This window comes from Dehalococcoidales bacterium (assembly GCA_041652735.1).
Lineage (GTDB): Bacteria > Chloroflexota > Dehalococcoidia > Dehalococcoidales > RBG-16-60-22 > RBG-13-51-18.
In genome coordinates, this window is record JBAZGT010000046.1 from 1 (window position 1) to 6,077 (window position 6,077).

A 6,077-nucleotide genomic window follows, 5' to 3' on the forward strand; every position below is an offset into this window, starting at 1 on the left:
CTATGACGCCCACGTTTTCTATGGTAGGCGTCAACTTCAGAGTCCCGGTGGTCGTGCCGTTACTGGCGGCAAACACCTGACCCGGGAGCAGTCCGGCCAACAGAATAACGACTACAAGGCAGATGCCTGAAAAATAAACCGATTTTTTAGTATTCATAATAACACCTGGAGAATATCGGGACACTATTTATAACGGTTTCCGGGGGATTTTGATATCGATTATTGAATGTTATTTTTGTTACCGATATTACCATTATACAATTATATGCATCAATTGTTAAACAATAGTTCAGAATAACAATATTCCAGCCTTGCTGAAAGAGGCGTAACTTTATTGAGTAAAAGAGGAGGTCAAGTAGCACGGGCTGCTGTCAGATTATACTCTGTAAGTGATGAGAAGGCAAATGGATGTAAGCCGGAAAAAGTATCATTTTTACAGATGGGCGGCGGCAAATCAGAGTGTTACTATCCCAGGTGCTTGTAGAGAAAGGAGCCGGCGGTTTCAAAAGCGGATAGCGGCGTCACGCGGGAGAAGAGACGCATCATCCTGTATCTCAGGCCGTTTTCAGAGGCGGCGGAGATTCCCTGTACCTTGGGATAATAATAATACGGAAGGTTTATCTCCGCCGCCCTCCACCGGGTCTTAAAGGTGCGGAGACCTTCTTCCTCCGGGGAGCAGCGGCCGAAGTCGAAATACCGGTAGTTCTGGGCGCAAGCCGTCTTTATAGCTTCCCAGGTCACCATGTGGTTGGGGCGTTTTTGCAGGTATTCCTCGTCTGAGGCATTGTATTTATAATAGACCGTATTTTTATAATTGAGGAAAACGACCCCGGCGATAATTTTCCCTTCCGATTCGGCCAGGCCGGTGAAGCCGAGGTTCTTGGAAATCAAATTCCGGTAGATGGCCTTAAAGAAAGACCGCGGCTGAGGCAGCACCCCGAGTTTCTTGCGGGTGATAAGGTGCAGCCGGTAAAAGAGGTCCAGGTCAGCCTCATCATGAGACATGCGGACTGCCACCCCGCGCTTTTCCGCCTGGCGGATGCCCCGCCGGACGCTGTCATGGAATCTTTCATTCAGTTTAGCGGCATCAGGCTCCAGGCTGAGCAGGTATAAGAGATGGTAATCACGACTCTGCAAGCCCAGCCGGGACGGTGAGCTGCCTTCCGGCCAGCCCCTGATTTCCAGGTAAGCGCCGGACATTCCCTCCAGCTCTTCCTTGGCATGGTTAAAAAGCACGGTTATTTCAGGTTCGCTGCCGAGCGGACTGCAAAAATCAGAGAAGGGCAGGGACACCAGCCGGTTGCCCGTGAACAGGCTTTTTATCTGGAAAAAGGGTATGGCGGCGCAAATCCGACCGTTATCATCTTCGATAACATAGTATTTGGATGAATACCCATAGGCTTCGCCGATGACACGCGCCCAGGCCGAGGTATGAAAAACGGCGCTGTCTTTTTGTCCGGCGACGAATTCATCCCAGCGGGTATCGGTGGTCGGGTCAATAGTGCTGATTTTCACTTTATTCCTTTTAAGCCGGCATACTTATCCGGTCATTTCTTCCAGCTGCCTGCGACAATTTACGATGGTTCTGCGCCCAGTTTTCACGGATGCGCAGCGCGAAATCTATTAATGTCATGGCGTCAATATCGCCGGTTACCGTTAGCGCGCTCTGGTGCCGGTCAGGCCAGCGCCAGTACCTGAGCAATGTCGCCCCGGAACGCTCCAGCTGTTCGGCCAGCGGCTTTTCATCGGCCGGGGTAAACTGCTCCAGGCTGTTTAAATATAAACTGTAGTTGCCCGGTTCGTCGCTCTTTTCCAGGGCATAGCCTTCATTCTTTAAAAAGCTGACGGCGGCCGGCGCGGCATTAAGCCCGATACCCAGCATCGGGCGGGCCGGGCTGGTCACGATAAAGTCCCGGGACTTAATATTCTGGTAGCCGTCCCACCATTCCCCGGCCGGCGCGCTTATGTTTCCCTGCCTTAATAATATCATAGCCCGGTCAGAACAAGCTGCCTTGACACGGTAGCGGCCGCGTTCAACTTCTTCAACTTCAAATTTAAAGGCGCTCCGCTCCCGCCACCAGGCGGCGATTTCCTTTAAAGTGGTCACCCAGACCGGCGGGTCATACCGCCTGGCCTGCTTTATGGTATCCTGGAGCGCCTTTTCACAGAGGGCAATCCGTTCCGGGTGGAGCTGAAGCGTGAATAATTCTCCGCGGTCATAGGTCTTTTGCAGAATGTTCCGCCAGACGGCGCTGATGCCGTCGCCACCGGTAATACCCAGCCTCTCAACCATGGCTTCATCATCCGGGATGGAAACCGGTATCTCGATAAGGCCGTCCTGAAAGCGCGGCACCACCTGGCAATCCTCCGCCTTCAGGGCGTCATAGAATGCTAAAAGGCGGCGGTATTCGCTCCATGCCATCTCCGGGTAAGCAGCGCTGTCCAGCACGTCCCAGTGGACGCTGTGGCTGCTGTCATAAGGGAAGCCCAGGCTGTCCAGCACGCGCAGCGTCTCACCGTTAATGCGCAGGAAGGGCGCCCGGAAGCCGGTAAACGGAATGCCGCAGCTTTTGAAAATATCTATGGCGTTATTAAAATGGCGGGACTGTTCCTCCGCCGGTATCACCCCGTAATCGATATGGACATTGCCGTGGACGGCGAACTCGACCCCCTGCCGGCTGAGCTCGCGGATAACTTTGGGGTGCCTTTTCAAGGTGACCGCCGTGATGGCGAAGGTAGGCACGCAGTCCAGGCTGCCGGTTACCTGGCCGAACTTCCTCAGTATTTTCTCGAATCTGCCCGCCCCCGGGCCGAACCGGCGCAGCACGCTGACAATCCTGAGGGACAGGTTCTTAATTCCACGCGATTTCGACAGGAAATTTATCTTATCCATCAACATCATATTATATTCACGTGGTTGGAATAGTGTTAGAAATGTGTTATCATAAAGTGATAATGTTGCATCGTGGGCGGTATTATTTAAAGTTGAGTATTAACATGTGGTGTATTGGATAGTACCATGCATGCTTTTTCAGGGTTACCCCTATTGCTGGTGACACTGGAGTAGACTAAATTAAAAATAAGCAATATGCATGATTATGTATCCATTGTTACTATATGTTTAAATACTTTAACACCAATGATGATTCGTTGCCGCCCAGGCTACTTAGAGTAACCGAAGTTGCCCACCTCCTCCACGTGCATCCCAATACCGTGAGATTCTGGACCAAGATTGGCGTACTCAAAGCCTACCGTGTCGGCCGCCGCCGGGAATACAGGTTTAACGTGGCGGATGTCGAGACCTTCCTGCACCGGGACGGCAGCTCCCCTACCTAATTTCTGACCGCACCGGGGTATCAGTTTTACTCCGTGCAATCCAATGTTTTACCGGAACATGTCCGCGGCCGCCTAATCTAACCTTTTCTTTACTTATCTCTAACCGCATTCAAAACCGGCAACCGCTACACTATCAATCAGGGTTTACCGCCGGGAGAACCGCGGTCAGGCGCCATTCCCCCGGCTTTCACCTGCCGGGAACACCATGAACATACTGCAAGATATTGAAATAATCGCCCGGAAATCTTCAGCCGGGACCGAAAGGCTGTTCATTACCATGGGCGGCACCACCTGCGCCGTTATCAGCCAGGATTCCGCTTTCCTGGGCAAACTCCACGAACGCTTCGGGTCGGCCGAGCCACCGGGTAAAGTCGACTATGAAATTATACTGACCCCGGCGCCCCACCGGGAGTTTGCCGCGGATGAAGACAGGCGGTCGGGCCGCCCCTCCATCAATAGGGTAAAATCAGGCAGCAACTACATTATTAAACAGGATGACAGTCCCTTCCTGGCCATCGTCAACACGCTTTCCCGGAAAGTGCTGGTAAAAATGCTGCCCGAACCGGACAGCTTCAGCGGCTTTTTGCGCATGTTGTTCACCCTTATACTGGCCGATGAAAAGGCTTTGCTGCTCAACGCCTCAGCGGTGAGTGAAAACGGCCAGGGGAGGGTATTTTTCGGGCCGTCCGGCTGCGGCAAGACCACGGCTGCCCGGCTGGCTCCGGAACACGGCATCATCGCGGACGACCTCGCCATCATCAAACCGCATCACGGCGGCTACCGTGTTTGCGGCACGCCTTTCCGGGGCGATTCCAATGAAAGCCATGACAATGCCCGCGCCGAACTGAGCGGTCTTTACCTGCTGAAAAAGGACGGAGAGAACCGCATCAGTGCCATGGACAGCACCCGGGCCGCGGCGGAGCTTTACCACAATGTCCTTTTTTTCACCGATGACAATAAACTATTGAACCGTGTGTTCCGCATCTGCCGTGACCTGGCTAACAAGATCCCGGTGTATGAGCTTCATTTTCAGCCGGGCCCGTCTTTCTGGGAACTGGTGAAGAAACAGAGCTAAAAGTTATTCAGTAGCCCGGAGATGTAGAACGTCTCCAAAGGAAGGGAGCATTCATTATGCGTATAAAGAAAGCGGTAATTGCGGCGGCGGGACTGGGTACCAGGTTTTTGCCGGTGACCAAAGCCCAGCCGAAAGAAATGCTTCCCATGGTGAACAAACCGGTTATCCAGTACAGCGTGGAAGAAGCGGTGGCCTGCGGCGTGGAACTGGTCGTTATCATAACCTCGATAGGCAAGAGGGCGATTGAAGACTACTTCGACCGATCCATCGAGCTGGAACAGGTACTGGAGCGCAAGGGCGAGACTGAACTGGCGGAAGATATCCACCGCCTGTCCAGCATGGTGGACATCGCCTACGTCCGCCAGAAGGAGCAGCTCGGGTTGGGACATGCCCTGCTTTGCGCCAATAAGATAGTAGGCGACGAGCCTTTTATCCTGATTCTCCCCGACGACCTTTTCGAGCAGAAATCCCAGGTACTGAAAAATATGGTCGGCGTTTTTCAGCAGTACCAGGGCAGTGTTATCGCGTCCAGACAGGTCAGTGAAGATGAGGTCAGCCGCTACGGGATTATCGACCCCGAAAAGATAGCGGACCGGGTCTATAAGGTGAAGGACCTGGTGGAAAAGCCGCCGGCGGCGGAAGCCCCGTCAAACCTGGCCATCATGGGCAGGTATATCCTGACGCCGGAAATTTTTAAAATACTGGGGGACATTCCCGCCGGCCGTAACGGTGAGTTCCAACTGACGGACGGACTGAGGCGACTGCTTAAAACGCAGTCGGTATACGCCTACGAGTTCGAGGGCGAAAGGTATGACGCCGGGACGCCGCTGGGCTGGCTCCAGGCCAATATCGCCCTGGCTTTGAACGACCCGGTAATAGGCCCGAAGCTGGAAACCTACCTGCAAAACCTCCGGCAGCCGGCTTACCACGTCAGAATAGATTGATAGCTTAAGATAACCACCCGATACGGGTTTATGACCGACCTTACCCCGGCCGGTTATAAACCCGTATCTGTTTTTTCCCGCACTTTTTTATTTCCCGGCGTATTTGCCCGCTTTCACCGGTACTGCATATTTTAGTACTCGCTTCCGGATGTGCCGGTTGCACTTCTAAAATCGCCCTCCCGGTATCCGCTCGAACGCCTGATTTTCAAGTAAAATCGAACGTAAAGTACTCCAGTCCTATTACTATTTAGTGATTGTGCTCCATTTTTTTGTGTGTTACTGTTTAATTGAGTTTCCAGATTCAATATACCGCAAAATAATGCTGTAAAAACTTTAGAAAAATGTTAAATTTTAACGGTTATAAATTGCACGCGAAATATAGCCGTAAAAGTATCCGCCTCACTGGAGGAGACGGCATTATTGATAAGATAGGAAAGGACCTATAAATAAAGGAATCGCCCTGACTGCAGCGGCTAACTGAACGGTCAGGGCAATACACTAAACACAGGAGGCTAGTCCCATGTTCAATTATAATTGTAACACTACAAGCACTCTTGTCAAGTTTCTTCGACGGCAACTTTTCAAGACTTTATTCATCTCCCTGGCCATCGTTTCGCTGCTGTGCTTTTACTCTCCCGGGCAGGCATATGCGGCAACCAGTAACGGCACGACCACCGGGACTTTGACCCTGACGCCTACCATAGAAAACGTGGGCGTCATCG

General features: G+C 52.3%; 6 protein-coding genes. 4 read left to right on the plus strand and 2 right to left on the minus strand.

Features of this window, described 5'->3' with window-relative positions; translation table 11 throughout:
• Positions 1-465: 465 nt before the first annotated feature.
• A complete protein-coding gene (locus tag WC370_11320) occupies positions 466-1,515 on the minus strand; it encodes a GNAT family N-acetyltransferase (GenBank protein ID MFA5310052.1) in 1,050 nt (349 codons plus the stop codon).
• Between the two features lie 10 nt (positions 1,516-1,525).
• On the minus strand, positions 1,526-2,893 hold the full coding sequence (locus WC370_11325) for a polysaccharide deacetylase family protein (GenBank protein MFA5310053.1): 1,368 nt from the start codon (positions 2,891-2,893) through the stop codon (positions 1,526-1,528).
• A 257-nt stretch (positions 2,894-3,150) separates the two neighbouring features.
• Between WC370_11325 and WC370_11330 the strand changes: the two genes are divergently transcribed.
• The 4 genes from WC370_11330 to WC370_11345 all read left to right on the plus strand — a co-directional run.
• Positions 3,151-3,336, plus strand: a complete 186-nt coding sequence (locus tag WC370_11330; GenBank protein ID MFA5310054.1) for a helix-turn-helix domain-containing protein — start codon at positions 3,151-3,153, stop codon at positions 3,334-3,336.
• 205 nt (positions 3,337-3,541) lie between these two features.
• Entirely contained in the window at positions 3,542-4,411 is an 870-nt protein-coding gene (locus WC370_11335; GenBank protein MFA5310055.1) for a hypothetical protein, read from the plus strand.
• Between the two features lie 56 nt (positions 4,412-4,467).
• Complete coding sequence (galU, locus tag WC370_11340; GenBank protein ID MFA5310056.1) at positions 4,468-5,355, plus strand: UTP--glucose-1-phosphate uridylyltransferase GalU; 888 nt, start codon at positions 4,468-4,470, stop codon at positions 5,353-5,355.
• Positions 5,356-5,875: 520 nt separating this feature from the next.
• On the plus strand, positions 5,876-6,077 hold a 202-nt coding region (locus tag WC370_11345), incomplete at its 3' end, for a hypothetical protein (protein MFA5310057.1).